This is a genomic window from Brevundimonas phoenicis (assembly GCF_047237745.1).
Taxonomy (GTDB): Bacteria; Pseudomonadota; Alphaproteobacteria; order Caulobacterales; family Caulobacteraceae; genus Brevundimonas.
The window spans coordinates 2,972,541-2,992,679 of sequence record NZ_JBDFLN010000001.1; the positions used below are offsets into that span (position 1 = coordinate 2,972,541).

The window sequence follows — 20,139 nt, forward strand, 5'->3', positions numbered from 1 at the left end:
GCTCCACTCGGATCAATACGGACCAGAGCGTCAGTTAAGCCATGCGCCCGCCCGCCGAAAGGGGCGAGGATGGTTTCCTCATGTTGCAACACCCTCTCCCGGCGGGAGAGGGCCTTGTATCTCACAACCCCAACACCGCCTCAGTCCCCCAGCCATACCCTTCGCCCCACTGAGCCACAGCAACCCGGACGCCCGCCCCGACGCCGCTGGGAAAGTCCGCCTCAACCTCAACCGCCCCATAAACGGCCGCCAGCCCCTCGACCTCCCAAACCCGGCGCACGGCGGCGCCATCCAGCACCCGCACCCGAAACCGTTTCGGATCGACCTCGAACGGCTCCCCCTCCCAGCCGTCGCCGTTCAGACGCACGCGCGGCAACCAGTTCAACCGCCATCCGCCGCCCTCTGGGCTCGCCTTCAGATGCGCCGGTCGCCACGGCGCCGAATTCCGGTTGATCCAGACGAAGCCGACCTCCGTCGTCCCCGCCCCGCCCGGCGGCGAACCCACAGGCCCCGCCCGCCAGATCCGCGGCAATCCGCGCTCGACCGCATCCACCTCAGCCCGCGCCATGCCGCGCTCCAGCACCACGACCAGCGCCCCCGGTTCCGCCCCGCGCGCGGCCGCCTCTTCCGTCCCCTGCTGTCCGCGCAACAGGCCGCTCAACCGCCACACACCGCCGCCGACCAGTTCGGCCCGGCGGAACTGAACCAGCTCCCACCCGTCCGCACTGCGCACCGCCAGCAGATTGGCGCCCGACAGCACCGCCTCGGCCGCCCGGCTCTGCGGCGCCTGCCCCTCGATCCGCACGCTCAGCACGCCCGTCTCGTCCCAGCGCCCGACCACGCCGGGCCGCAAGCCCGCCGTCAGCGTCCCCACCGTCGCGGGCGTCTCCACCACGGCCCTCGGCGTCAGACTGTCGACTGAGGCCCCGCCATGCAGGGCCATCGGCGTCCACGGTTCGGCGGCGGCCGCGACCACCGGCCGCCCGTCCGCCTCCTCGCCCGGCAGAGGCGGCAGGTCCAACAGCATCAGGAACGGCGCCCCCGGCGTTCCCGCCCCGCCGCCGTCTCCGCGCCAATCCTCGGGCGCGTCCACGACAGCGACCTCGACAACCGGCGCCAGCACCGCCCTGGGCGTCTCATCCCAGTCCAGCCGCTCGACGCGCCAGTCGCCCGCACGCCCCTCCACCGCCGTCACATCGCCCGGCTCCAGCCTCAGCGCCTCCAGCGGCCCCAGCTTCAGCGTCAGCCGCTCCACCGCCTCGCCCGCCAACAGCCGCTGCGCCGCCGCCGTCGCCAGCCCGGCCCCGACCACGGCGGACAAGGCCGCGTCCACGCCGCCGCCCTCGCCGTCGCCGCGCACCGTCACCGCGCCCAACTGATAATCCGCCGCCTCATCAATGAAGCGCAGCCGCGCCACACCCGGCCGGGGCGTCAGCCGCCGATCCGCCGCCGCGCTCCCGCCCTTGTCGGGCAGGGCCAGCGCCGCCTGATGCAGCGTCATCTCCAGCGCCGTCTCGCCCAGCACGGCCACCCGACCATCCCGCTCGGCCGTCGTCGCCCCCAGCGCCTGCACCAGCGGCGCGAGCGCATCCTTCGTCGCCATCGGCCGGTCGATGACATAGCCCGTCACCCCGCCGTCCACCGCCCCGACCGTAAAGTCCGTCTCGCTCAGCCCGCCGCGCTTCAGGATCGCCTCGATCAGCCCGCGCGCATCGCCGCCCATCCGCCCGTTCAGCCAGTGCCCCGTGCGCCAGGCGCCCGCGTCCGCCCACACTTCACCCAGCACCGGAAAGGCCGGATAAGGCCGCGCGTCCCAGCACCAGACGTCCGCACCCTGCAGCATCGGCCCGCCATAGACGCCCGAGATCGGATTGTTCATCGGCTGCGCATAATGCCCCAGCACCGCCTCGATCAGCCGCCGCTGCATCCGGTCATCGCGCGCTCCGGTCGAGTGCGGCGGCAGGGCGTTCTCGCTGCTCTTGGGATCCTGGAACAGGTTCGGCGTATTGCCCCCGCGATCCACCGCCGCACAGCCGAACTCGGTCAGCCGGATCGGCTTCATCCCCGGAACCCAGGCCGTCGGCGACGCCTGCCGCACGCCGCCCACGCGCTCATGGTGCGCGTTCGACCACCAGCCCTTAATATCCTTGTAGCGCCAGATCCAGTCCTCGCCGTGCGCGCCATCCTCGATCGGCGTCCGCGTCTGCGCCGCCCGATCCGCCGCGCTGGCGTAGAACCAGTCATACCCCTCGCCGCCCGCCACCTGCGCCGCCAGATAGGCCGGGTCCGACGGCCCCTTGAAATCTTCAGCGTCCCGCCCGCCGGCGCCCGCGCGCCAGTCGCCCATCGGCGGATACCAGTCGATGCCGACGTAATCGATGTTCGGGTCCGCCCACAGCGGATCGAGGTGAAACCTTGCCTCTCCCTCCCTCTGCCAGCCGAAATACTCCGACCAGTCGGCGGCGTAGCTCAGCTTGACCCGCGCCCCGACCACCGCCCGACACTCCGCCGCCAGCGCCCGGAACTGCGCCACCGCCGGAAAGCCCCCGCCCGCATCGCGCGTCCAGGTCAGCCCTCGCATCTCCGAGCCGATCAGCAGGCCGTCCGCCCCCTCATCCGCCGCGATACGGGCGTAGTGCAGCGCCAGCCGCCGCAAGCCCCAGCCGCCCGCCGTCCCGAACAGGGCCGCGACCTCGGCCGTCGCCCCCGCCCCGTCCGTCCCCGTGATCCGCCCCCGCCACGGATAGCCGGGGCAGTCCATGAAGACGAAGGGATACAGCGTCACCTCCAGCCCGCGCGCCTTCAGCGCCCGGATCGCCTGCCGCACGCTGTCGTCCGAGGGCGTGCCGCCATAGGCCGGACCATCCTCGACCTGAGAGATCAGATGCGCGTCCGCCCGCTCGACCCCGGCCACGCGCCAGACCAGCGGCTCGGTCGGCTTCTGACGCCGCTCCACCCCCGGCCGGATGCGGCAATGGCTCATGCGTATGTCGTCGCCGAACCAGCCGACCACCAGACTGACCCGCTTCAACCTCGGCGCCTGGGCCGTCAGTTGATCCAGCGAGGCCTCCAGGTCGGTCTGACCCGCCGTCAAATGCACGTTCTCCGGCGTGGATTTCGCCAGCCCTTCGCGCCGCATCACCGGCTCGGTCGCCAGGCAGAACTCCCCTGCGCCGGGGATCAGGCAAACGCCCTCAAGCCGGTCTTCCAGCTGCGGCGCCGCCCCCTGCGGCCGCCGGAACACCTCGAACGCCAGTTGCGGCGGCCGGTCGCCCCAGGCGTCCAGCGGCAGATCCTCGAACACCACATAGGCTGTACCGCGATAAGCGGGCGCCCGCCCCTCTACCGCCTCGATCAACGGATCCGGCGTCTGATCCTCGGTCCCGCGATGCAGGCGCATGGTCACGCCCGCCATATCCATCGGCTGGCCGTCGGCCCAGATACGTCCCACCCCGTCGATCTCGCCCTCGCACAGGGCCACGGCGAAGCTCAGGGAATAGGCGTAATCGACCGTCTTGCCCGCCTTGCCGCCCGACCGCTTCTCCTTGCGCTCCAGAAACCGCGCGGCCCAGATCACCTGCCCGACCACCCGCGCCCGCCCGAAGACGCAGGCCATCGGCGCCCCCTCGGCCGAGGATTGCAGCTTCAGCCCCTCCAGCCTCGGCCCGACCTGCCGCGCGGGCGACAATCCAGCGACCAGCTTGTCGTCCAGCGCCCGCCCCAGCAGCCCCCCGGCCAACAGGCCCAGGCTGCTGACGCCCGCCATGCCCCCAAGGCCGCCCAGCAGCACCTGCGCCATCGTCTACTCCTTCAAATTGCCGCCAAGGGTTCAGGCCAGCGAAAGGCCGCAACCAGCCGCCGTCGCCACCACGGCCCCATCCAGCTTTCGACGACCGAGCGCCCCCAATAGGCGTGGATCATCCGTCGCTCCGGTCCTTCAACCGCGCTCAACACCGCGCAGTGTTTGGCCGGCGCGCCCGCCGTCATGCGGAACAGCAGCACGTCGCCCAGCCCCGCCCGCTCCGGCGATATCTCCACCAGCCAGCGCCGCGCCGCCGCCCACAGCGCCTCCTCGCCCCCGACCTCGGCCCAGTCAGGGCGATAGGGCGGCGGCGCCTGCGGCTCCTCGCCCATCACCTCGCGCCAGACCCCGCGCACCAGGCCCAGGCAGTCCGCCCCCTCGCCCTTCAGGCTGCACTGATGCCGATACGGCGTGCCCAGCCAACCCCGCGCCGCCGCCACGACCCGCGCGCGCGCGCGCCACGCCTCTCCCTCCCCTTCATGGGGAGGGTGGTCGCGCAGCGACCGGGTGGGGAGGGCTTGCTGATCAGGGCGCGGCGCTTGAACAGCCCCGCCGCCCCCACCCGACTTCGGCTCCGCCTCAGCCACCCTCCCCAAAATGGGGAGGGAGAGATCAGCGCCCTTCCTCATCGCCTGCGGCTCCCGCCGTCATTGCGCCCCGCGACCGGTCGCGCGGTCAGGAAGTCCTCGCCCGGCACATCCGGAAACCCTTGAAAGTTGACCCCATTGCCGAACACGCCAACGCAGGTCGCCCACCGCTTGTCGCAGCTGCGCCCCGCGATGGCCGCCGCCTCCAGCCCGCAGCGCCCATCGCCCAGCACCGCGTCGCAGCCCCGGCCATAGGTCCGCCCGACCACCCGCTCCAGCGCCGCCATCGGCCCGTCCAGATCGGCGATGAACCGCCCCTCCTCGCGCCGTATCCGGGCCAGCCTCCCCTTCCACAGCCGCACCTTCAGGTCCGGCCGCATCCAGTCCACGCGCCACAGCTCGACCTCTGCGGCGTCATACCGCCCCGCCGCTATGTCCTCTTCGGTGATCGCCGCGTCATCCAGCCCGCCCGAAGCCGACAGCGCCCCAGCCGCCAGACCGACCTCGCCTTCGCCCGCCCCGCCGGTCCAGCCGCTGGCCGCCCGGCACGTGACCCCTTCGACATCCAGATCGCGGTCATGGTCTGTGAAGCCCATCGCCCGCTCGTCCGCTCGCCTCAGCAGCCAGACATGGCACAGCGTCGCCGCCCCGCTCTCGATGCGGGCGGCCAGTTCATCGGGAACATTCCGCATGGCTCAGACCCGCACTTCGATCAGTGGCATGGCGACCATCCGCCCGGTGCCGAAGCTCTCCAGCCTCACCTCCATCCGGTCCGCGTCGAACCGCACCGGCACGTCGAAGGCGAACCCCGCCGTCACCGCGGCGCCCTGCAGCGGCGCCGTCGCCAGCGTCACCCGCCCCGTGACCGCATCCAGATTGAAAGCCGCCGTCTCCACGCCCGCCACAGCCACCCGCACCGATCCCTCCACCGGCTTGGCGATGACCCGCCGGTGATCCCCATAGGCCTTGCTCAGTTGAAAGACGCGCGCCTGCCCGTCTCCAGTCCCGATCGCCTGATCCAGCGGCGTCACGGCCGCCCCCGGCGCCCCGCTCCTGAAGTCCGCGAAGTCGCGAAACCGGAACCCGTGCAGCCGCCCGCGCCGCGCCTCGAAAAACGCCGTCAGCGCCGCCATGTCGTCCAGCGACCGCAGACCCGCCCCGATCAGATACCGCCTGCGCCCGTCCGCCCAGGGCGTCGAGCGCCGCTCGAACCCCGAGGCGAGCGTCGTGATCTCCGTCCTGCGCTCGACCCCGCCGGTCGAGCCGAACGCCAGCCGCGCGGGCAGGCGCACCTCATGAAAGGCCATGCGTCCTCGCTAGTTTGATGTGGATTGCGTCCCGTCGCGGGACAGTTTGCGAACGTCTCGCGAAAAACTTCGCCTAACGTCAGACTTCGGGTTGTCCGCGCCGCCCGCGTCAGCCATGCTTTCGCCACACCACGGCGAAGCCGTTCAACGACAGGAGATCCGCGTGCGCGGCGAAATTCTCAGCTATGACGACGTCTCGGGCACGGGCCTGATCAGCGGCGACGACAGCATCCGCTACGGCTTCACCCGCACGGACATCCAGGCTGGCGGAACCGTCGCCGTCGGCGCCCGTGTCGACTTCGTGCCGGAAGGCATGGAGGCGACCCAGGTCATGATCCTGGCCTCCACCGCCCCCGCCGCCGCCTTCGGCCAAGCCGCCGCCTCATCGACGGGCGGCGCTCCGCTCGGCGCCTATGACTTCGCCACGGCCATGTTCTCGTTCCACGGCCGCCTGCGTCGTCAGCATTTCTGGATCAGCTGGCTGATCCTGTTCGGCGTCGGCTTGATCCTGAACTTCATCCCGTTCCTGAACCTGCTGGGCCTCGCCCTGCTGTGGCCGCACCTCGCCATCGGCGTGAAGCGCCTGCACGACATGGGCAAGGCGGGTTGGATTATCGCCATCCCCTACGTCGTCATGATCGGCGGCTGGGTCTTCGCCTTCATGTCGATCGGCGTTTCGGCCTTCATGAACGCCCAGGCGCTGGAAAACGAGGATCCCGCCGTCATCCTCAGCACCTTCGGCCCGGCGCTGGGCATCCTCAGCCTGACCTGGCTGGTCGCTATCGGCTTCTGGCTCTGGATCGGCATCTCCGACAGCCAGCCCGGCGACAACAAATACGGCCCGAACCCCAAGGGCGAATAAGTTCTAAGGGCGCTCTTCGGAGCGCCCTTTTTTGTTGCACTACCGCTCGACACACGGCGCCTCGCTGCTTGAGCACGTCCTGTTCAACGCGCGCCCAGGGCCGCCGCCCGCGCCAGCATCCGGGCGATCTGCGTCTCCGAGCGCAGCAGCCCTTCGGCCCCTCCATCCACCGTGACGTTCACCGTCACCCCGGCCCCCGAACCAGAGTGACCGCCCATCGGCTCGATCGTCCCCGCGCCCGCCGGACGGAACACCTCCGGCCCGCGCTCGCCGACCAGATAGGCCCCGCCGCCCAGCACCGGCCCGCCGTCCGCCCGCGCCCCGCCGAAGCCGCCCAGCGCCGCCGCAATCGCCCCCGACAGTCCGCCGCCGCGCGCGCCCGCCGCCGCATTGACCGCATTCAGCACCGCCCGCGCCAGTTCGGCCAGCGTCACCTCCCCATCCGCCGCCGCCCGCGTCAGCGACCGCGTCAGGCTGGCCCCCGCGCGCCCGAAGGCGTCCTCGATCGAGGCCGCCGCCCGCTCCGCCGGCTCCTTCAGCGCCTCCAGCGCCGCTGCGGCCTCCGCCGCCTTCACCGGCACGGCGTCGATCCCGTCCGGCCTGAAACTGTCAGTCATCCGGCCACATCTCCTGCATCCGCTCCAGTTCGCCCCGTCCCAGCGGCGCCGCCTGCGCCGGCCCCGCCGTCAGCATCCGCCACTCCTTGAGCGACAGCCGCCAGAAGCCCTCCGGCCCCACGCCCAACCGCGCCGCCGCCTGCATCATTTCTCCCCACGGAGTCCTCACGCCGCCGCCGCAAAGGCCTTCGCCACCGCCTCCGCCGCCTCGCGCGGATCGACCGGCGCGCTCGCCAGCCCCTCCGCCAGCGCAACCTCGCCCCCGCCGCGCAACAGCGCCGCCAGCACCACCATCAGATCGCGCGCCGACAGCGCCTTCATCCGCTCGGCCAGCGCCGCCATCCCGGCGACGCCCAGCCCCGTCTCGATCTCGGCCAAGGCGCCCAGCGTCAGGCACAGCTTCCGCTCCGCCCCCGCCAGCCTCGCCGCAACCTCGCCCCGCACGCCGTTGATCATCACAGCGCCGAGAACGTCACTTCGCCCGCGCTGGCCAGGTTCAGCGCAAAACTGGCCTCGCCCTCATGCTCGCCGGCGTATTCCAGCGCCGCGACCAGAAACGGCCCCTCCAGCACGCCGAAATCCGGCACGATCAGCCGCCACGTCTTCGCCGCCTGCTCAAAGAAGGCCTCGCGGATCAGGGCGTCGGACGCCGCATCGCGGAATATCCCCTGCCCCGACACCGCCGCCGACTTCACGCCCGCCCCCGCCAGCAGTTCGCGCCACCGCCCGGCGCTGTCGCTGTCGGTCGCGTCCACCGTTTTGGCGTTCAGCGAGATCGTCCTCGCCCTCAGCCCCGCCACCGTGGTGAAGGCGCCGGCCGCGCCCTCGATCTTCAGCAGGATGTCCTTGCCCCGTTGCGCCGCCATGATGTTCCCCGTTTCACAGTTTCCTTCTCCCGATGGGAGAAGGTGGCCCGAAGGGCCGGATGAGGGTTCGCGGTCGCCGTCGGCTGAAAGCCGCCGCGCCACGGCTGGCGCCGACTGCAACGTCAGCCCCTCACCCTTTCGCCTTGCCGATCGCTTCGCTCCCGGAGGCTCAAGCCCTCTCCCGCCGGGAGAGGGTTCAGACTTCTTCCGTCACCGCCCGCAGCCGCATCACCGCCCACGCCCGCTTCAGATCCGGGCTGCGGAACAGGTCCGTGAACGTCACCGCCAGACTCACCGCCCTCACCCCGTCCGCCTCCAGCACCGCATCGGCGACCCGCGCCCGCACCGCCGCCGCCACGGCCCGCGCCTCCTCCAGCCCCCTGAACCGACTGGCGCAGGTCAGGGTCAGCCGCTGCTCCACCCCTCCGCCGTCGGCGTTCAGCGGTCGGCTCTCACACCGCCCGATCACCAGATGCGGAAGCCCGGCCCCCTGCGGCGCCTCATCCCAGACCCGCACCGGATCGCCCAACAGCGCCTGCAACGCCCCATCGCCACCCAGATGCGCGATCAGCGCCTTCACCAGCGCCCCTTCATGATCCCTCATCGCGCCCGCTCCAGGTCCAGCCGCACCCGGCCCGCCGCCTTCGGATCGGCCTCGATCCCGACCACGCCCCAGTCCGCCCCGCCGAAGCGCACCACCAGCCCCTCGGCCAGCCTCGGATCGGCCCGCCCCGTGGCGCTCAGCGTCTCGACGCCGCGCGTCACGCCCGCGTCCGTCCGCTCGCGTCGCCTGCGCGCCCCCAGGGCCAGCCACAGCGACCCCATCGCCTCATAGCTGACGACCTGCCCGCCATAGGGCGTCTGCGCCGCCACCGGCCGCACTAGCGACGCCACCACCTTCATCGCCCCCGCGCTCACAACCGCACCACGCGATAGGGGGCGATCCACCCCTCGACCGGCGCCGCGCTCATCTCGCCGTCGCCGCGCTCATAGGCGCGCATCACCAGCATCATCACCGCCAGCCTCAGCGGCGCCGCAGAGGTCGAGGTCAGGCTCAACCCGACTTCCCCCTCCACCCGCGCCCTGGCGGCGTCGATCAGGGTCTGGATCAGCCCATCCTCCGCCGCATGCTCGACGCGCAGGAACAGCTTCGCCTCCGTGAGGCTCACGGGTGCGGTCATTCAAATCTCCATATCTGTTCTGCTTCCTTCTCCCCTTGTGGGAGAAGGTGGCCGCCGAAGGCGGACGGATGAGGGGTCTTGCGCCCGCGAAACCCCTCATCCTCCCACCGCTCACGCGGCGGGCCCCTCCCTCTCCCACAAGGGGAGAGGGCTCTCGTTCGCCGCCGCCCTTACGAGGCCGCGAACTTCATCAGCTTGATCGCGTCGAAGTTCTGCACCCCGCCGCCGACACGCTTGGTCGTGTAGAACAGCACATAGGGCTTGGCCGAATAGGGATCGCGCAACACCCGCACCCCCGCCCGATCCACGATCAGATAGCCGCGCGCAAAGTCGCCGAACGCGATCGACAGACTGTTGGCCGCCACATCCGGCATGGTCTCGATCTCGGTGACCGGATAGCCGAGCAGGCTCGCCGTCTCGCCCGGCCGCGTCGCCGGCGACCAGACATAGTTCCCGTCCGCATCCTTGAACTTGCGCACCGCCGAGACCGTGCGGCGGTTCATCACGAAACGCCCGTTCGGCCGATACTGGGCCTTGGGCGCATAGATCAGGTCGATCAGCTTATCGACCGGGCTGGCGCTGGCGAAGGCGCCCGCCGCGCCCGAGGCCACCGTGCCGATCTGGCCCCAGGTCTGCGTCCCCTCGGCCGCCGTGGCATAGGCCAGGAAGCCCTTGGGCTTGTTCAAGCCGTCGCCGCTGACGAAGGCCGCCGTCTCCTGCGCCGCGAAGGCGTCCTCGACCTCGGCCGCCAGCCATTCGTCCAGGTCGATCAGGGCGTCGTCCAGCAGGCTCTGCGTCGCCGCCGGACAGGCGTAGAGATCGGCCGAAGAGAACTCCAGCAGCGCCAGGGTCGCCGGGTCCGTCTCGGGCCTGGCCGCCGTCTCGGCGACCCAGCCCGCCTGAACACCCGCCGTCGACACCGGCTTCCTAAACACGCCCGAGCCGACCGTGCGCACCGTGGCGATCTCGCGCATCGGCGACCCGGCCATCAGGCGCCGCTCGATGGCGCGCTCCGTCTCCGGCGGCACGACATAGCCGGCCGAGTTCGACGCCGACGACAGCCCCGCCTTCAGCTCCAACCCGTGCGAGGCGCCCGACTTCATATAGCCGTCCCACGCCGCCTTCGCCTCCGGCGCCGCCACGACGGCGGGCGGCTCGGCGCCCAGCCCCGAACCACTGAGAATGGGGCGACGGCTCTCGCTCAACACCCGGTCCATGCGCGCCTGCGCGCTGGCCACAGCCTGATCGATGCGCGCCACCTTCTCCTCCAGCAGCGCATCAGCCGAGGCCTTCTTCTCGATCTCGTCCAGACGGGCGTCATTGGCCCCTTTGAACGCCTCGAACGCGGCCATCATCTCATGCATGGCGGCGCGCGCCTCGGGCGTGCCCGAGACGGTCTTGATCTCTTTCATGGTCTCTCCAGAAAAATGCGCGACCGTCCTGCGGCGCGCCGTCAACCGGGCCAGGCCCGGAACGGGTGCGATCCTTCGTGCATCCGGGAAACCGTGCTACGCCGTCCTCGGATCAAGGGATGGATCAATGTTCAAGATCGCCGTCGCCGCCGTGTCTGCGGCTGGGCTCATGTCATGCACGGCGCATGACGCTTCGGCGCAACGCCTCTCCGCCGCCTCGCCGTCAGAAGCGCCGCGCCTCTCGCCGGACCAGGGCCGCCTTTCGGCCTACACCTCGATCAATCTGCGGATGTTCGAGACCCTCGGCGCCTGCGAGCACCTCAATCGCGACGGCGCCGGCGATCAGGCTTTCTCGGCCCATCTCCGCCGCCACGCCCCGGCCGCCGATCAGGCCGAACGACGCGCCCTCCGCGCGGCCTACGACCGAGGCCGGACGCCCGCCGTCGCCGCCCGCCAGACGCCCGAAACCTGCGCCATCGCCCTGCGCGGCTACCGCCAGGAAACGCCCGGCCTGCACGGCCGCCGCGACGACCGTCCCCTCGCCTCGCCCAAGCTCTGAACCATGCGGATCGTCTTCCTCTACGGCCCCGTCGGCGCGGGCAAGCTGACCGTCGGCCGCGAACTGGCGCGCCTGACCGGCCTGCCGCTGTTCCACAACCACTTCGTCGTCGACGCCGTCGGCGCCGTGTTCGACTTCGGCTCCGAGCCCTTCATCCGCCTGCGCGAAGCCTTCTGGCTCCAGACCTTCGCCGAGGCGGCCCGCGCCGGGCGCTCGCTCATCTTCACCTTCGCGCCCGAGGCCACGGTGGACCCCGGTTTCCCCGCGCGCGTCCAGGCGGCCGTCGAACCGTTCGGCGGCGTCGTCACCTTCATCGCCCTGACCGTCTCGCCCGAGGAACAGGAACGCCGGATCGTCCAGCCCAGCCGCGCCGCCTTCGGCAAGCTCCAGTCGGTCGATCTGCTGCGCCGCCTCCGCGCCGACTTCGACGCCAGCCTGGCCGCCATGCCGCCCGCCGACCTGACCATCGACACCGAGGCCTGCTCACCGCCCCAGGCCGCCGAGCGCAGCGCCGCCCATCTGGCCGACCGATAGGCCGTCAGGCGTCAGGCCCCCGCACCCCGAACCGCGCCCCCGGCAGCATCGGAAACGTCACCAGCGACACCTCCCACAGCTCGACCGCGCTCAGCACCCTTAAGCGCCCCTCGCGCCGCGCCTTCATCGCCCGAAAGCCGATCGACAACCCGTCCAGCGCCCCGGCTCGCGTCAGGGCGGCCGCATAGCGAGCCTCGGCCGACCAGTCTTCGATCCGCCCCTCGACCCACAGGCCGCGCTCGTCCTCGACCACCCGGTCCCAGACGCCGACCACAGCGCGGCTCTCATGCTGATGCAGCATCCGCACCCCGCCCGCGCCGGTCTTGCCCAGACTGTCCGCAAACACCCCGCGCGCCGTCACGTCCCCGTTCAGGTCCGCGACGCCCCACAGCGAGGCGTAGCCGCAAATCAGCAACGCCCCCTTCTCCCTCCCCTTCATGGGGAGGGTGGCTGAGCCCGCAGGGCGAAGTCGGGTGGGGCCTGCCAGACTATTCAAACGCCGAGCCTGCATCGCCGCGCCCTCCCCACCCGTCGGCTGCGCCGACACCCTCCCCATGAAGGGGAAGGAGAATTCCATCCGCCATCACTTCTCCTCCAAGCGCCGCTCGATCCGCTCGACGGCTGCGCGCGTCGCCTCGCCCTGCGCCTCCAGCCGCGCCAGCCGCTCGGCGACCAGTCTCTGCTCGCCCACGCGCTGTTCCAGCGTCGCGATCCGCGCAGCCGCCCCGCCCGCCCACACCAGGCCCCCGATGGTCTGCACCAACAAGGCCGCGATCAGGGCGACGGGCATCTTCTTCATCGCCTCCATCACGCCTCCACCCCCGCCATCCGACGCCGTTCCTCGTCGGTCAGGAAGCTCGCCGCATTCAGCCGCGCCCACAGCGCGTCCCGTTCGACCTGCAACGCCGGAACCGCATCCAGATCCGGCTCGATCCGGCAATCAACGAAGCGGCTCCCCAGCCACCCCGTCATCGCCCCCGCCGCCTTCCTCACCAGCGGGATTACAGTCCCTCGCCAGAAGGCCGCGTTCGCCTCGCGATAGTTGGCGTAGGTCGCATCCCCCGGAATCCCCAGCAGTTGCGGCGGCACCCCGAACGCCAGGGCGATCTCCCGGGCCGCCGCGTGTTTGCCGGCGATGAAGTCCATGTCGTGCGGCGTCAGGCTCATCGGCTTCCAGTCCAACCCGCCTTCCAGCAACAACGGCCGCCCGGCGTTCCGCGCCCCGGCATGAGCCTCGCCCAGCTCCGACTTCAGCGCCTCGAACTGATCCGCCGTCAGCCGCTCCCCGTCCTTCGCGCCATAGACCAGCGCCCCCGACGGCCGCGCCGCATTGTCCAGCAGCGCCTTGTTCCAGGCCCCCGACGCATTGTGCACGTCGATGGCGAAGGCCGCCGCTTCCAGCGGCGAAAACCCGTAATGATCGTCCGTCGGGTGAAACAGCTTCAGATGCATGACCGGCGACCAGCCGTCGCCATGCCGCGCGATCCGCACCGACCGCCCGCCGACCGCATACTCATAGGCTTCCGGCCAGCCCGCCTGTCCGGGGACGACCTTCACCCGGTCTGGCCTCAGCGCCCACAGCTCGTCCGGCGCCCCGTCGCCATCGGCGTCTCCGGTCGCCTCGACATAGGCGTTGCCCGCCGTCTGCAGCGCGCCGTACAGCGCCTCCATCAACTCCCCGCCCGACTGCTCGGGATTGGGCTTGTCGATCAGCCTCGCCAGCGGATGCTCCGCGCTCCGCACGCCCCCGACCATCACCATCAACGGCGTCGAGGCCGCCGCCTCCGCGATCATCCGCACACAGCGATAGGCCACGGCGTTCTTGCCGAAGCCCTCGTCCGCCAGATGGGCGTAGTCGCGCGGCGTCCACCGGGGACGGCCAGCCAAAGTCAGGGCGATCAGCGGCCCCGTGCGGCTGTCCTTGATCCCAGGCGCAGCCATGCGCCGCCGACCGAAGGGTCGTCGCCAATCCATATGGTTCTCCATGATCTCTTACCCTTCTCCCCTTGTGGGAGAAGGTGGCCCGTCAGGGTTGGATGAGGGGTGTCGACGCGAGGTCCGCCCGAAAGCCGCCAATCTGCTTCCCCGCCCCCTCACCCGTCCGGCTTCGCCGTCCACCTTCTCCCTCAAGGGGAGAAGGAAACCCGCTAAAGCGCCCGCAATCTCGGCTGCGTCTTCCCGGCCAGCAGCAGGTGCGTCAGCGCCCAGACCAGGGCGTCCGCCCGGTCCGGGCTCCTGCCCCCCGGCGCCTCGCCCCCCAGCGCCATCATCTCTTCCTCCAGCGCCGGAAACGCGCCGCAGTGGACCACCCGCCCCTGCTCATACAAGGCCGCCACTGGCTCAGCCCGCGCCTTCTTGCTCCGGCTGGCGTGCACCAGCCTCACCTGCGCCGGACAATCCGCCTGCCCCAGTAGGGTCCGCACCATCTCCCCGCCCTGATTGGCCTCGGCCAGCACCAGGTCGGCCTCGAACTCCCGCGCCGTCTCGGCCACGCGCCGCGCCCAGCCCGCAGGCGACAGCCCCCGCGCCGAGCGATCCGCCAGCACATAGCCCGTCCTATCCCTGCGCCCCGCCGCCACGATCCCACAGGCGTCGCCGTGGGCGCTGGCGGGCGGATCGACCGCCACCACCACCCGCTCGAACTTCGCCGGCCGGTTGCCCCGCGCCCGCGCCAGATCCTCGGCCCGGAACAGGGCGCCGTCGGCCTCGACCACCAGCCCCTCCATCTCCTGCGCCTCCAGCCGCGTCCCGGCGTAGAGCGCCTGCAGATGCCCCAGAAACCCCGGCGCCAGATGGGCCGCATTGTCCTTGGTCGCCAGCCGCGCCTTCACCACCCCCGGCTCGGCCAGCAGTCGCCTCAGCGCCGGAATCGGACGCGGCGTCGTCGTGATCGCCAGCTGGGGATCCGCCCCCAGCCGCAGCCCGAACCTCAGGTTCGACAGCGTCGCCTCGATATGCCTCCAGGCGCAGAATTCATCCGCCCAGGCCGCATGAAACTGCGGCCCGCGCAGGCTGTCCGGGTCTTCCGCCGAAAACGCATAGGCCGCCGCGCCCGAGGGCCAGACCAGCCTGCGCCGCCCCGCCTCCCAGCGCGGCCGGTTGTCGCCCGGCGCCTGCGCCTTCAGCCCCGACGGCCCCTCGACCATCACCTCGCGCACGTCGTGCAGCGCCGGACCCACCAGGGCGAAGGTGCGATCCTTCGCCTTGGCCAGCTCATTCATCCAGAACCCGCCCGCGAAGGTCTTGCCCGACCCGCGCCCGCCCAGCAGCACCCAGGTGCGCCAATCCGTATCAGGCGGCGGCCAGACCTGATCCTCGTTCAACCTCGGCGTCGCCTTCAGCAGCCGCAGCAGTTCCTCGCGCGTCGCCTGTTCCAGCCGCTGCTGCGCCAAATCCCTTGCGCTCTGCGACCCCGAGAAGATGATCGAGACGAGACTGCAGCTCTGCCCGCACGGCCCGTTCTTCGTCATCGGTGATGTCACGATCGTCTTCGCCCATTCCGTCCTCTTCAGGGTCGCGAGGCTTTCGAGGGGGCGAGGCCGCCAGCGCCGCCACCGCCTTGGCCGTGCGGGCCAGCACGCCGATGGCGCGCCCCCGCTTCTCGGCCTCGGCCACGTCGGACGGAGGTTCTGCGGCGGCCACCACGGCGATCGCTTCATCGGTCAGCTGCATCAGCCGCCCCAGCGCCCCGTCCAGCCACTGCGCGACCGCCGCCGCCCGCCCCGTCTCGTCCCCTTTTCCCGCCATGACCGAACCATAGCGCACCAGCGTCCTCAGGCTGACAACCAGCCTCCAGAACGTCGAAAAGCCGGGAATTTACAGGGATCGGCGCCCCCGGCTGCGATAGCCGGGACGAGATGGCCTTCGCCTAGCCCGCCATCGCGGTCGGCCCGTCGCCCGTCAGCCACCGCGTCAAGGCGGCGGCCAGTTCGGCGATCTGGATCGGCTTGGCCAGATGGCCGTCCATGCCCGCCTCCAGGCAGCGCGCCACCTGCTCAGCCTGGACGTTGGCGGTCAGGGCCAGGATCGGCGTCCGGCGCCCCGTGCCCGCCTGCATCCGGCGGATCTCGCGCGTGGCCCTCAGCCCGTCCATGACCGGCATGTGCACGTCCATCAGCACCAGGTCATAGGCGCCCGAATGCACGGCGTGGACCGCCTCAGCCCCGTCGGCCACGGCGTCGATCTCCAGCCCCAGATTGCGCAGGATGGCGCTGACCAGTTCGCGGTTGGCGGCCGCGTCGTCGGCCATCAGCACCCGACCGCGGATCGCAGGGTCCGCCGCCTGTCCCTGGCGCGTCTCGACCGTTTCATCCTCGGCCTCAGCCACGGCCAACGGCGCCTCGAACCAGAAGGTCGAGCCCTGCCCCGGCGTGCTGTCCACCCCGATCCGCCCGTCCATCAGCTCGACCAGACGGCGCGAGATCGCCAGCCCCAGCCCCGTCCCGCCATAGACCCGCGTCGTCGAGGCGTCGGCCTGGGTGAAGCGGTGGAACAGCTCATCGACCTTTTCGGCCGGAATGCCGATGCCGGTGTCGCTGACCGCCGCACGCATCCGCCACAGACCGTTCTCGTCGAACCGCCCGTCCAGCGTCAGCGTCACCTCGCCCCGCGCCGTGAACTTCACCGCATTGGACAGGAAGTTCAGCATCACCTGGCGCAGCCGCCCCTTGTCGCCGGTCAGGCGCGCGGGCGTATCGGCGGCCACCACCACGCGCAGGATCAGCCCCTTGAGCGAACACTGGCTCTCGACGATGGCGGCGGCGCCGTCCACCAGGGCCCGCGTGTCGAACGGCTCGGGGTCCATCTCGATCGCGTCGGCTTCCAGCTTGGAATAGTCGAGGATGTCGTTGATGACGCCCAGCAGGGCCTCCGACGCCGTGGCGATGCGCTCGACATAGATGCGCTCTTCCGGCGGCAGATGCTCCGATCCCTGCAACAGGCCGGAGAAGCCGATCACGCTGGTCAGCGGCGTCCGCAGCTCATGGCTCATATTGGCCAGGAATTCGCTCTTGGCCTGAACCGCCGCCTCGGCGGTCTCCTTGGCTTCCAGCACCTCCGCCTCCAGCGCCTTGCGCTGGGTCATGTCGCGGATCACCACCACCACGTCGTCGACATGGCCGTGCTCGTCCCTCAGCGCCTTGAAGGTGCACTCGACCCAGACGGTCTCGCCGTTCTTGTGCACCGCCCGGTGCTCCAGACGGGTCGGCTCGCCGCTCTTCACCGCCTTGCCGATGGCGCCCAGCACCAGGTGCCGGTCCTCGGGGTGGACATAGTCGGTCGACTGCCCGGTCATCTCTTCAAAGGTCCAGCCCAGAAGCTGCTGGATCGCCGGCGAGATGTATTTGCTCGACCCGTCCATCTTGACCCGCGTGATGACGTCGCCGGTGTTCTCGGCCAGCAGGCGATAGCGACGCTCATTGGTCTGGGCCGCCCGCAGCAAGCCCTCGCGCTCGGTCACATCCTGCATGACGCCGAACATGGCGATCACCCGGCCGGTGGCGTCCTTCTCCGTGGCGCCCTCGGCCGCCACGACGCGCTCGACCCCGTCAGCCCCGACCAGCCTCAGCTTGAAGGTATAGCCCTCGCCCGTCTTCAGCGCCCGCTCGACCAGGCGCTGGATCTCCGCGCGATCGTCTTCGTGATAGTGGCTGAACACGTCCTCCAGCGTGGGCGAGAAGGCGCCCGGCGCGATCGCATGGATACGGTAGATCTCGTCCGACCAGGTCACGGCCCCGGTCACGACCTCATAGCGCCAGCGCCCGACCCCGACCATGTCCTCGGCCAGCCGCAGCGTCTCCAGCCGCGCCGCCTCCTGGCGCATGGCCTCGGCATGCTCCATCAACTCGCCCGCCAGCCCGGCCAGCTCGCGGATCAGCCGCAGCTCCGTCTCTGTCGGCGCCGGACGCGGCTTGACGTCCATCACCCCGATGGCGCCCGCCGCGCGGCCGTCGGCCCCGCGCACCGTGGCCCCCAGGAAGAAGCGCACGCGCGGCTCCCCGACCACCATGGGGTGATCACGATAGACCGGATGCTCCAGCGCGTCCTCGACCACCACCACGGCGTCGACGCCCATGCCCGCCAGAGTATGGCTGACGCTGCTCATGCGCGGGATGCTGGTCTCGTCCAGACCCACGCCGGACAGGAAGACGGCCCGTTCCTCATCCAGCACGGTGATCATGGCGTGGGGCGCGCTGAACGCCGCGCAGGCGATCGCCGTCAGCCGATCGAAGGCGTCACGCCCTCCCGCCGCAGATTTCGATTGTGTCGCGACAATAGCCATTTTCGCCCCCACCCTGGCCCGCCTCCAACGAATTATTCGTTAGCGACGCCCCGTTCGCCCATCCATTCCGGCGCTTCGAAGTCCAGCGCGTCCTCCGGCTCCTTCAACGCCAGTTCCGAAATCGTCTGGCGCCGCACCGACACCCCGGCCGTGTGCACCGTCTCGGGATCGCCGGAGACCAGCGGGTGCCACCAGGCCAGCGTCCGCCCTTCATCCAGCCGGCGATAGGCGCACGACAGCGGCATCCACTTCAGCCGCTCGATGTTGTCCGGCGTCAGCTGCACGCAGTCCGGCACCTCGGCCTGGCGCTGGGCGTAGTCGGTGCAGGTGCAGCGGTCCGGGTCGAACAGCTTGCAATGGACGTGCGTCGGAATGATCTGGCCCGTGTCCTCGTCCTCGAACCGGATGACGCAGCACAGGCCGCAGCCGTCGCACAGGCTCTCCCACTCGGTCGGAGACATCTCCGCCAGGGTCTTGGTTTCCCAGAAAGGCTTGGGCGACGTGGAATTCATGGGCGCGCCCTATACGCCCCAAATCCCCGTCTGTCGCGGCTTTCAGTGAGTCACGCTCTTGGAGAAGACGTTGATGACCACCACCCCGCCGAGGATCAGCGCCAGGCCGATGATCGCCGGAACGTCCAGCTTCTGCTTGAACAGGAACAGGCCGATCACCGAGATCAGCACCACCCCCAGCCCGCTCCAGATGGCGTAGGCCAGCCCCACCGGCATCTGCTTCAGCGCCAGGGTCAGCAGGTAGAAGGCGACGCCGTAACACACCGCCAGCCCCGCCGTCGGCCAGGGCTTGGTGAACTGCTGCGACTGCTGCAACAGGGTCGTCCCCATCACCTCGAAGCTGATCGCGCCCAGCAGGGCCAGCCAGGTCGTCGGGTTCATTCAGCGGCCTCGCCATAGGCGTCCGTCAACAGGCTGCCCGGCGTCAGCAGCGACAGAAGAGCCTTCCTCTGCTCCGGCGACACCTCATGCGTGCCGAACAGATCGGTCATCCACAGGCCGTCGGCGATCAGCCGCAGCATCAGGGCGTCGTCCTTGCCTGCCAGGTCTTCCGGGTCATCGGCGGCCAGGGTCTTCATCGCCCCACGCCAACGCGGGATCAGGCTGGGCTCTATGGCGCAGGCGGCCAGGGCCGCCCGCCCGATGCTGACGTCCCGCTCCGTGGCCGGTTCATTGACGACCGCCCGCAGATAGGCCCGGGCATTGCGGCCATAGGGATTGGGGTCGCGCGCCGCCTCGGTCAGCACCGCGGCCGCCATCTCGGTGGCGAGATAGTCGATCACCCCTTCCAGCAGGGCCAGCTTGTTCGGAAAGTGATGCAGCAAGGCGCCCTTGCTGAACGGCAGGCGCGCCACGACCGCATCCAGCGTCACCGCCATCGCTCCCTGGTCGGCGGCGATCTCGATGGCCATCTCTATGATCTGGCGACGGGTGTCTTCAGGCGTGCGGCGGATGGTTTGCGTGTCCATGACGCTTTACATACCAACTGGACGGTATGCGTCAAGCCGAGACTCGCTCAGGCCTGTCTCGCTCTCCGCCGCGCCAGATAGACCCCGACCACCGTCGCCACCGTCAGGATCATGCCCAGGAAGACGGCGCCTAGCCCCATGAAGACCGTGGAGAACAACTGCCCCATGAACCCTTGTCCCACGGCGATCACCGTCTGCAGCCCGGCCTGCCCGTCATAGTCGGCCGAGATCCTGTAGGTTCCGGCCCGTTCGACGCGGAACACGTTGATCGCCTCGCCCTGACGCCCGCCCAGCGTATAGGTGGAGCTTCCCATGGGCGCGCTCACCGCCACCGGCGCGCCGTCCGCCGCCTCGACATGGACGGCCAGACCGGGAACTTGATCGACCGCATAGACCCGGCCGTCGACGACGCTGCGATACTCCAGAAAGACCGTGTGCCGGCCCGGCTCCAGCCGCAGTTCGCGCGCGCCCGGCACGACGATCTGCTCCAGCCCGTCGTCCAGCTTCGACAGTTGCGTGAACAGCACCGCGCCCATGGCCGCGAACCCGCAGATCATGGGCAGCGCCGCCAAGGCGTACCAGCCCCGGCCCGGTCCCTTCTTCGCGGCGCGACCGTCTCTTGCCGAGGCGCTCAGATCCATTCCACCCTCCG

At 70.5% G+C, this 20,139-nt stretch carries 25 protein-coding genes; 3 read left to right on the top strand and 22 right to left on the bottom strand.

What is annotated here, in order from left to right; genetic code table 11:
• Positions 1-121 precede the first annotated feature (121 nt).
• The 4 genes from ABC419_RS14930 to ABC419_RS14945 form a co-directional block, all read right to left on the bottom strand.
• Positions 122-3,799: a baseplate multidomain protein megatron gene (locus tag ABC419_RS14930; RefSeq protein ID WP_412876954.1), complete on the bottom strand. Its 3,678-nt coding sequence runs from the start codon at positions 3,797-3,799 to the stop codon at positions 122-124.
• An 11-nt stretch (positions 3,800-3,810) separates the two neighbouring features.
• The gene (locus tag ABC419_RS14935; RefSeq protein WP_412876953.1) at positions 3,811-4,242 is read right to left on the bottom strand and encodes a C40 family peptidase; all 432 of its coding nucleotides are present in this window, start codon (positions 4,240-4,242) and stop codon (positions 3,811-3,813) included.
• Positions 4,243-4,427: 185 nt separating this feature from the next.
• Complete coding sequence (locus ABC419_RS14940; RefSeq protein ID WP_412876952.1) at positions 4,428-5,081, bottom strand: phage/gene transfer agent baseplate hub protein; 654 nt, start codon at positions 5,079-5,081, stop codon at positions 4,428-4,430.
• Positions 5,082-5,084: 3 nt separating this feature from the next.
• Positions 5,085-5,696, bottom strand: coding sequence for a phage distal tail protein, Rcc01695 family (locus ABC419_RS14945; protein ID WP_412876951.1), 612 nt, complete (start codon positions 5,694-5,696; stop codon positions 5,085-5,087).
• A 163-nt stretch (positions 5,697-5,859) separates the two neighbouring features.
• Between ABC419_RS14945 and ABC419_RS14950 the strand changes: the two genes are divergently transcribed.
• Positions 5,860-6,558: a DUF805 domain-containing protein gene (locus ABC419_RS14950; protein WP_412876950.1), complete on the top strand. Its 699-nt coding sequence runs from the start codon at positions 5,860-5,862 to the stop codon at positions 6,556-6,558.
• Positions 6,559-6,641: 83 nt separating this feature from the next.
• Here the strand turns inward: ABC419_RS14950 and ABC419_RS14955 are convergent, their stop codons facing one another.
• The 8 genes from ABC419_RS14955 to ABC419_RS14990 all read right to left on the bottom strand — a co-directional run bounded on the left by ABC419_RS14955 (position 6,642) and on the right by ABC419_RS14990 (position 10,634).
• Positions 6,642-7,175 carry a phage tail tape measure protein gene (locus tag ABC419_RS14955; protein WP_412876949.1) on the bottom strand — a complete coding sequence of 178 codons (534 nt, stop codon included), beginning with the start codon at positions 7,173-7,175 and terminating at the stop codon, positions 6,642-6,644.
• The gene (locus tag ABC419_RS14960) at positions 7,168-7,344 is read right to left on the bottom strand and encodes a phage tail assembly chaperone (protein ID WP_412876948.1); all 177 of its coding nucleotides are present in this window, start codon (positions 7,342-7,344) and stop codon (positions 7,168-7,170) included. The genes ABC419_RS14955 and ABC419_RS14960 overlap by 8 nt, the downstream gene beginning before the upstream one ends.
• Positions 7,341-7,631 carry a GTA-gp10 family protein gene (locus ABC419_RS14965; RefSeq protein WP_412876947.1) on the bottom strand — a complete coding sequence of 97 codons (291 nt, stop codon included), beginning with the start codon at positions 7,629-7,631 and terminating at the stop codon, positions 7,341-7,343. The genes ABC419_RS14960 and ABC419_RS14965 overlap by 4 nt, the downstream gene beginning before the upstream one ends.
• Positions 7,631-8,041: a phage major tail protein, TP901-1 family gene (locus tag ABC419_RS14970; RefSeq protein ID WP_412876946.1), complete on the bottom strand. Its 411-nt coding sequence runs from the start codon at positions 8,039-8,041 to the stop codon at positions 7,631-7,633. Before ABC419_RS14970 ends, ABC419_RS14965 begins: the two co-directional genes overlap by 1 nt.
• Positions 8,042-8,237: 196 nt before the next feature.
• Positions 8,238-8,645, bottom strand: coding sequence for a DUF3168 domain-containing protein (locus ABC419_RS14975; RefSeq protein WP_412876945.1), 408 nt, complete (start codon positions 8,643-8,645; stop codon positions 8,238-8,240).
• Positions 8,642-8,959 carry a phage head completion protein gene (locus ABC419_RS14980; RefSeq protein ID WP_412876944.1) on the bottom strand — a complete coding sequence of 106 codons (318 nt, stop codon included), beginning with the start codon at positions 8,957-8,959 and terminating at the stop codon, positions 8,642-8,644. The genes ABC419_RS14975 and ABC419_RS14980 overlap by 4 nt, the downstream gene beginning before the upstream one ends.
• Complete coding sequence (locus ABC419_RS14985; RefSeq protein ID WP_412876943.1) at positions 8,956-9,222, bottom strand: head-tail connector protein; 267 nt, start codon at positions 9,220-9,222, stop codon at positions 8,956-8,958. Before ABC419_RS14985 ends, ABC419_RS14980 begins: the two co-directional genes overlap by 4 nt.
• A 170-nt stretch (positions 9,223-9,392) precedes the next feature.
• On the bottom strand, positions 9,393-10,634 hold the full coding sequence (locus ABC419_RS14990) for a phage major capsid protein (protein ID WP_412876942.1): 1,242 nt from the start codon (positions 10,632-10,634) through the stop codon (positions 9,393-9,395).
• A 127-nt stretch (positions 10,635-10,761) separates the two neighbouring features.
• Between ABC419_RS14990 and ABC419_RS14995 the strand changes: the two genes are divergently transcribed.
• Both ABC419_RS14995 and ABC419_RS15000 read left to right on the top strand, forming a co-directional pair.
• Positions 10,762-11,193, top strand: a complete 432-nt coding sequence (locus tag ABC419_RS14995; protein WP_412876941.1) for a hypothetical protein — start codon at positions 10,762-10,764, stop codon at positions 11,191-11,193.
• 3 nt (positions 11,194-11,196) lie between these two features.
• Positions 11,197-11,727, top strand: coding sequence for a shikimate kinase (locus ABC419_RS15000; RefSeq protein WP_412876940.1), 531 nt, complete (start codon positions 11,197-11,199; stop codon positions 11,725-11,727).
• Positions 11,728-11,731: 4 nt separating this feature from the next.
• On the opposite strand, the gene ABC419_RS15005 is transcribed toward ABC419_RS15000, so the two are convergent.
• From ABC419_RS15005 to ABC419_RS15050, 10 genes are all read right to left on the bottom strand, one after another.
• Positions 11,732-12,166, bottom strand: a complete 435-nt coding sequence (locus tag ABC419_RS15005; RefSeq protein WP_412876939.1) for an HK97 family phage prohead protease — start codon at positions 12,164-12,166, stop codon at positions 11,732-11,734.
• A 144-nt stretch (positions 12,167-12,310) separates the two neighbouring features.
• A complete protein-coding gene (locus tag ABC419_RS15010; protein ID WP_234288076.1) occupies positions 12,311-12,526 on the bottom strand; it encodes a hypothetical protein in 216 nt (71 codons plus the stop codon).
• A gap of 8 nt (positions 12,527-12,534) precedes the next feature.
• Positions 12,535-13,701 (bottom strand): phage portal protein, encoded by a 1,167-nt coding sequence (locus ABC419_RS15015; RefSeq protein WP_412876938.1) that lies wholly within the window; start codon positions 13,699-13,701, stop codon positions 12,535-12,537.
• Between the two features lie 173 nt (positions 13,702-13,874).
• A complete protein-coding gene (locus ABC419_RS15020) occupies positions 13,875-15,119 on the bottom strand; it encodes a DNA-packaging protein (RefSeq protein ID WP_412876937.1) in 1,245 nt (414 codons plus the stop codon).
• Positions 15,019-15,474 carry a hypothetical protein gene (locus ABC419_RS15025; protein WP_412876936.1) on the bottom strand — a complete coding sequence of 152 codons (456 nt, stop codon included), beginning with the start codon at positions 15,472-15,474 and terminating at the stop codon, positions 15,019-15,021. The genes ABC419_RS15020 and ABC419_RS15025 overlap by 101 nt, the downstream gene beginning before the upstream one ends.
• Positions 15,475-15,595: 121 nt before the next feature.
• Positions 15,596-18,007, bottom strand: a complete 2,412-nt coding sequence (locus ABC419_RS15030) for a PAS domain-containing protein (RefSeq protein ID WP_412876935.1) — start codon at positions 18,005-18,007, stop codon at positions 15,596-15,598.
• Between the two features lie 32 nt (positions 18,008-18,039).
• Positions 18,040-18,519 carry a YcgN family cysteine cluster protein gene (locus tag ABC419_RS15035; RefSeq protein ID WP_200168842.1) on the bottom strand — a complete coding sequence of 160 codons (480 nt, stop codon included), beginning with the start codon at positions 18,517-18,519 and terminating at the stop codon, positions 18,040-18,042.
• Positions 18,520-18,561: 42 nt separating this feature from the next.
• Positions 18,562-18,900, bottom strand: a complete 339-nt coding sequence (locus ABC419_RS15040) for a DMT family transporter (protein WP_412876934.1) — start codon at positions 18,898-18,900, stop codon at positions 18,562-18,564.
• Positions 18,897-19,487 carry a TetR/AcrR family transcriptional regulator gene (locus ABC419_RS15045; RefSeq protein WP_412876933.1) on the bottom strand — a complete coding sequence of 197 codons (591 nt, stop codon included), beginning with the start codon at positions 19,485-19,487 and terminating at the stop codon, positions 18,897-18,899. Before ABC419_RS15045 ends, ABC419_RS15040 begins: the two co-directional genes overlap by 4 nt.
• 47 nt (positions 19,488-19,534) lie before the next feature.
• Positions 19,535-20,128: a hypothetical protein gene (locus tag ABC419_RS15050; protein WP_412876932.1), complete on the bottom strand. Its 594-nt coding sequence runs from the start codon at positions 20,126-20,128 to the stop codon at positions 19,535-19,537.
• Positions 20,129-20,139: the final 11 nt, after the last annotated feature.

Excerpts from the sequence above, each read along its gene's own strand:
- ABC419_RS14930 (WP_412876954.1), bottom strand. The coding sequence starts at position 3,799 with ATGGCGCAGGTGCTGCTGGGCGGCCTTGGGGGCATGGCGGGCGTCAGC.
- ABC419_RS14940 (WP_412876952.1), bottom strand. The coding sequence starts at position 5,081 with ATGCGGAATGTTCCCGATGAACTGGCCGCCCGCATCGAGAGCGGGGCG.
- ABC419_RS14945 (WP_412876951.1), bottom strand. The coding sequence starts at position 5,696 with ATGGCCTTTCATGAGGTGCGCCTGCCCGCGCGGCTGGCGTTCGGCTCG.
- ABC419_RS14955 (WP_412876949.1), bottom strand. The coding sequence starts at position 7,175 with ATGACTGACAGTTTCAGGCCGGACGGGATCGACGCCGTGCCGGTGAAG.
- ABC419_RS14965 (WP_412876947.1), bottom strand. The coding sequence starts at position 7,631 with ATGATCAACGGCGTGCGGGGCGAGGTTGCGGCGAGGCTGGCGGGGGCG.
- ABC419_RS14970 (WP_412876946.1), bottom strand. The coding sequence starts at position 8,041 with ATGGCGGCGCAACGGGGCAAGGACATCCTGCTGAAGATCGAGGGCGCG.
- ABC419_RS14975 (WP_412876945.1), bottom strand. The coding sequence starts at position 8,645 with ATGAGGGATCATGAAGGGGCGCTGGTGAAGGCGCTGATCGCGCATCTG.
- ABC419_RS14985 (WP_412876943.1), bottom strand. The coding sequence starts at position 9,222 with ATGACCGCACCCGTGAGCCTCACGGAGGCGAAGCTGTTCCTGCGCGTC.
- ABC419_RS14990 (WP_412876942.1), bottom strand. The coding sequence starts at position 10,634 with ATGAAAGAGATCAAGACCGTCTCGGGCACGCCCGAGGCGCGCGCCGCC.
- ABC419_RS14995 (WP_412876941.1), top strand. The coding sequence starts at position 10,762 with ATGTTCAAGATCGCCGTCGCCGCCGTGTCTGCGGCTGGGCTCATGTCA.
- ABC419_RS15000 (WP_412876940.1), top strand. The coding sequence starts at position 11,197 with ATGCGGATCGTCTTCCTCTACGGCCCCGTCGGCGCGGGCAAGCTGACC.
- ABC419_RS15005 (WP_412876939.1), bottom strand. The coding sequence starts at position 12,166 with ATGAAGGGGAGGGAGAAGGGGGCGTTGCTGATTTGCGGCTACGCCTCG.
- ABC419_RS15010 (WP_234288076.1), bottom strand. The coding sequence starts at position 12,526 with ATGAAGAAGATGCCCGTCGCCCTGATCGCGGCCTTGTTGGTGCAGACC.
- ABC419_RS15015 (WP_412876938.1), bottom strand. The coding sequence starts at position 13,701 with ATGGATTGGCGACGACCCTTCGGTCGGCGGCGCATGGCTGCGCCTGGG.
- ABC419_RS15025 (WP_412876936.1), bottom strand. The coding sequence starts at position 15,474 with ATGGCGGGAAAAGGGGACGAGACGGGGCGGGCGGCGGCGGTCGCGCAG.
- ABC419_RS15030 (WP_412876935.1), bottom strand. The coding sequence starts at position 18,007 with ATGGCTATTGTCGCGACACAATCGAAATCTGCGGCGGGAGGGCGTGAC.
- ABC419_RS15035 (WP_200168842.1), bottom strand. The coding sequence starts at position 18,519 with ATGAATTCCACGTCGCCCAAGCCTTTCTGGGAAACCAAGACCCTGGCG.
- ABC419_RS15040 (WP_412876934.1), bottom strand. The coding sequence starts at position 18,900 with ATGAACCCGACGACCTGGCTGGCCCTGCTGGGCGCGATCAGCTTCGAG.
- ABC419_RS15045 (WP_412876933.1), bottom strand. The coding sequence starts at position 19,487 with ATGGACACGCAAACCATCCGCCGCACGCCTGAAGACACCCGTCGCCAG.
- ABC419_RS15050 (WP_412876932.1), bottom strand. The coding sequence starts at position 20,128 with ATGGATCTGAGCGCCTCGGCAAGAGACGGTCGCGCCGCGAAGAAGGGA.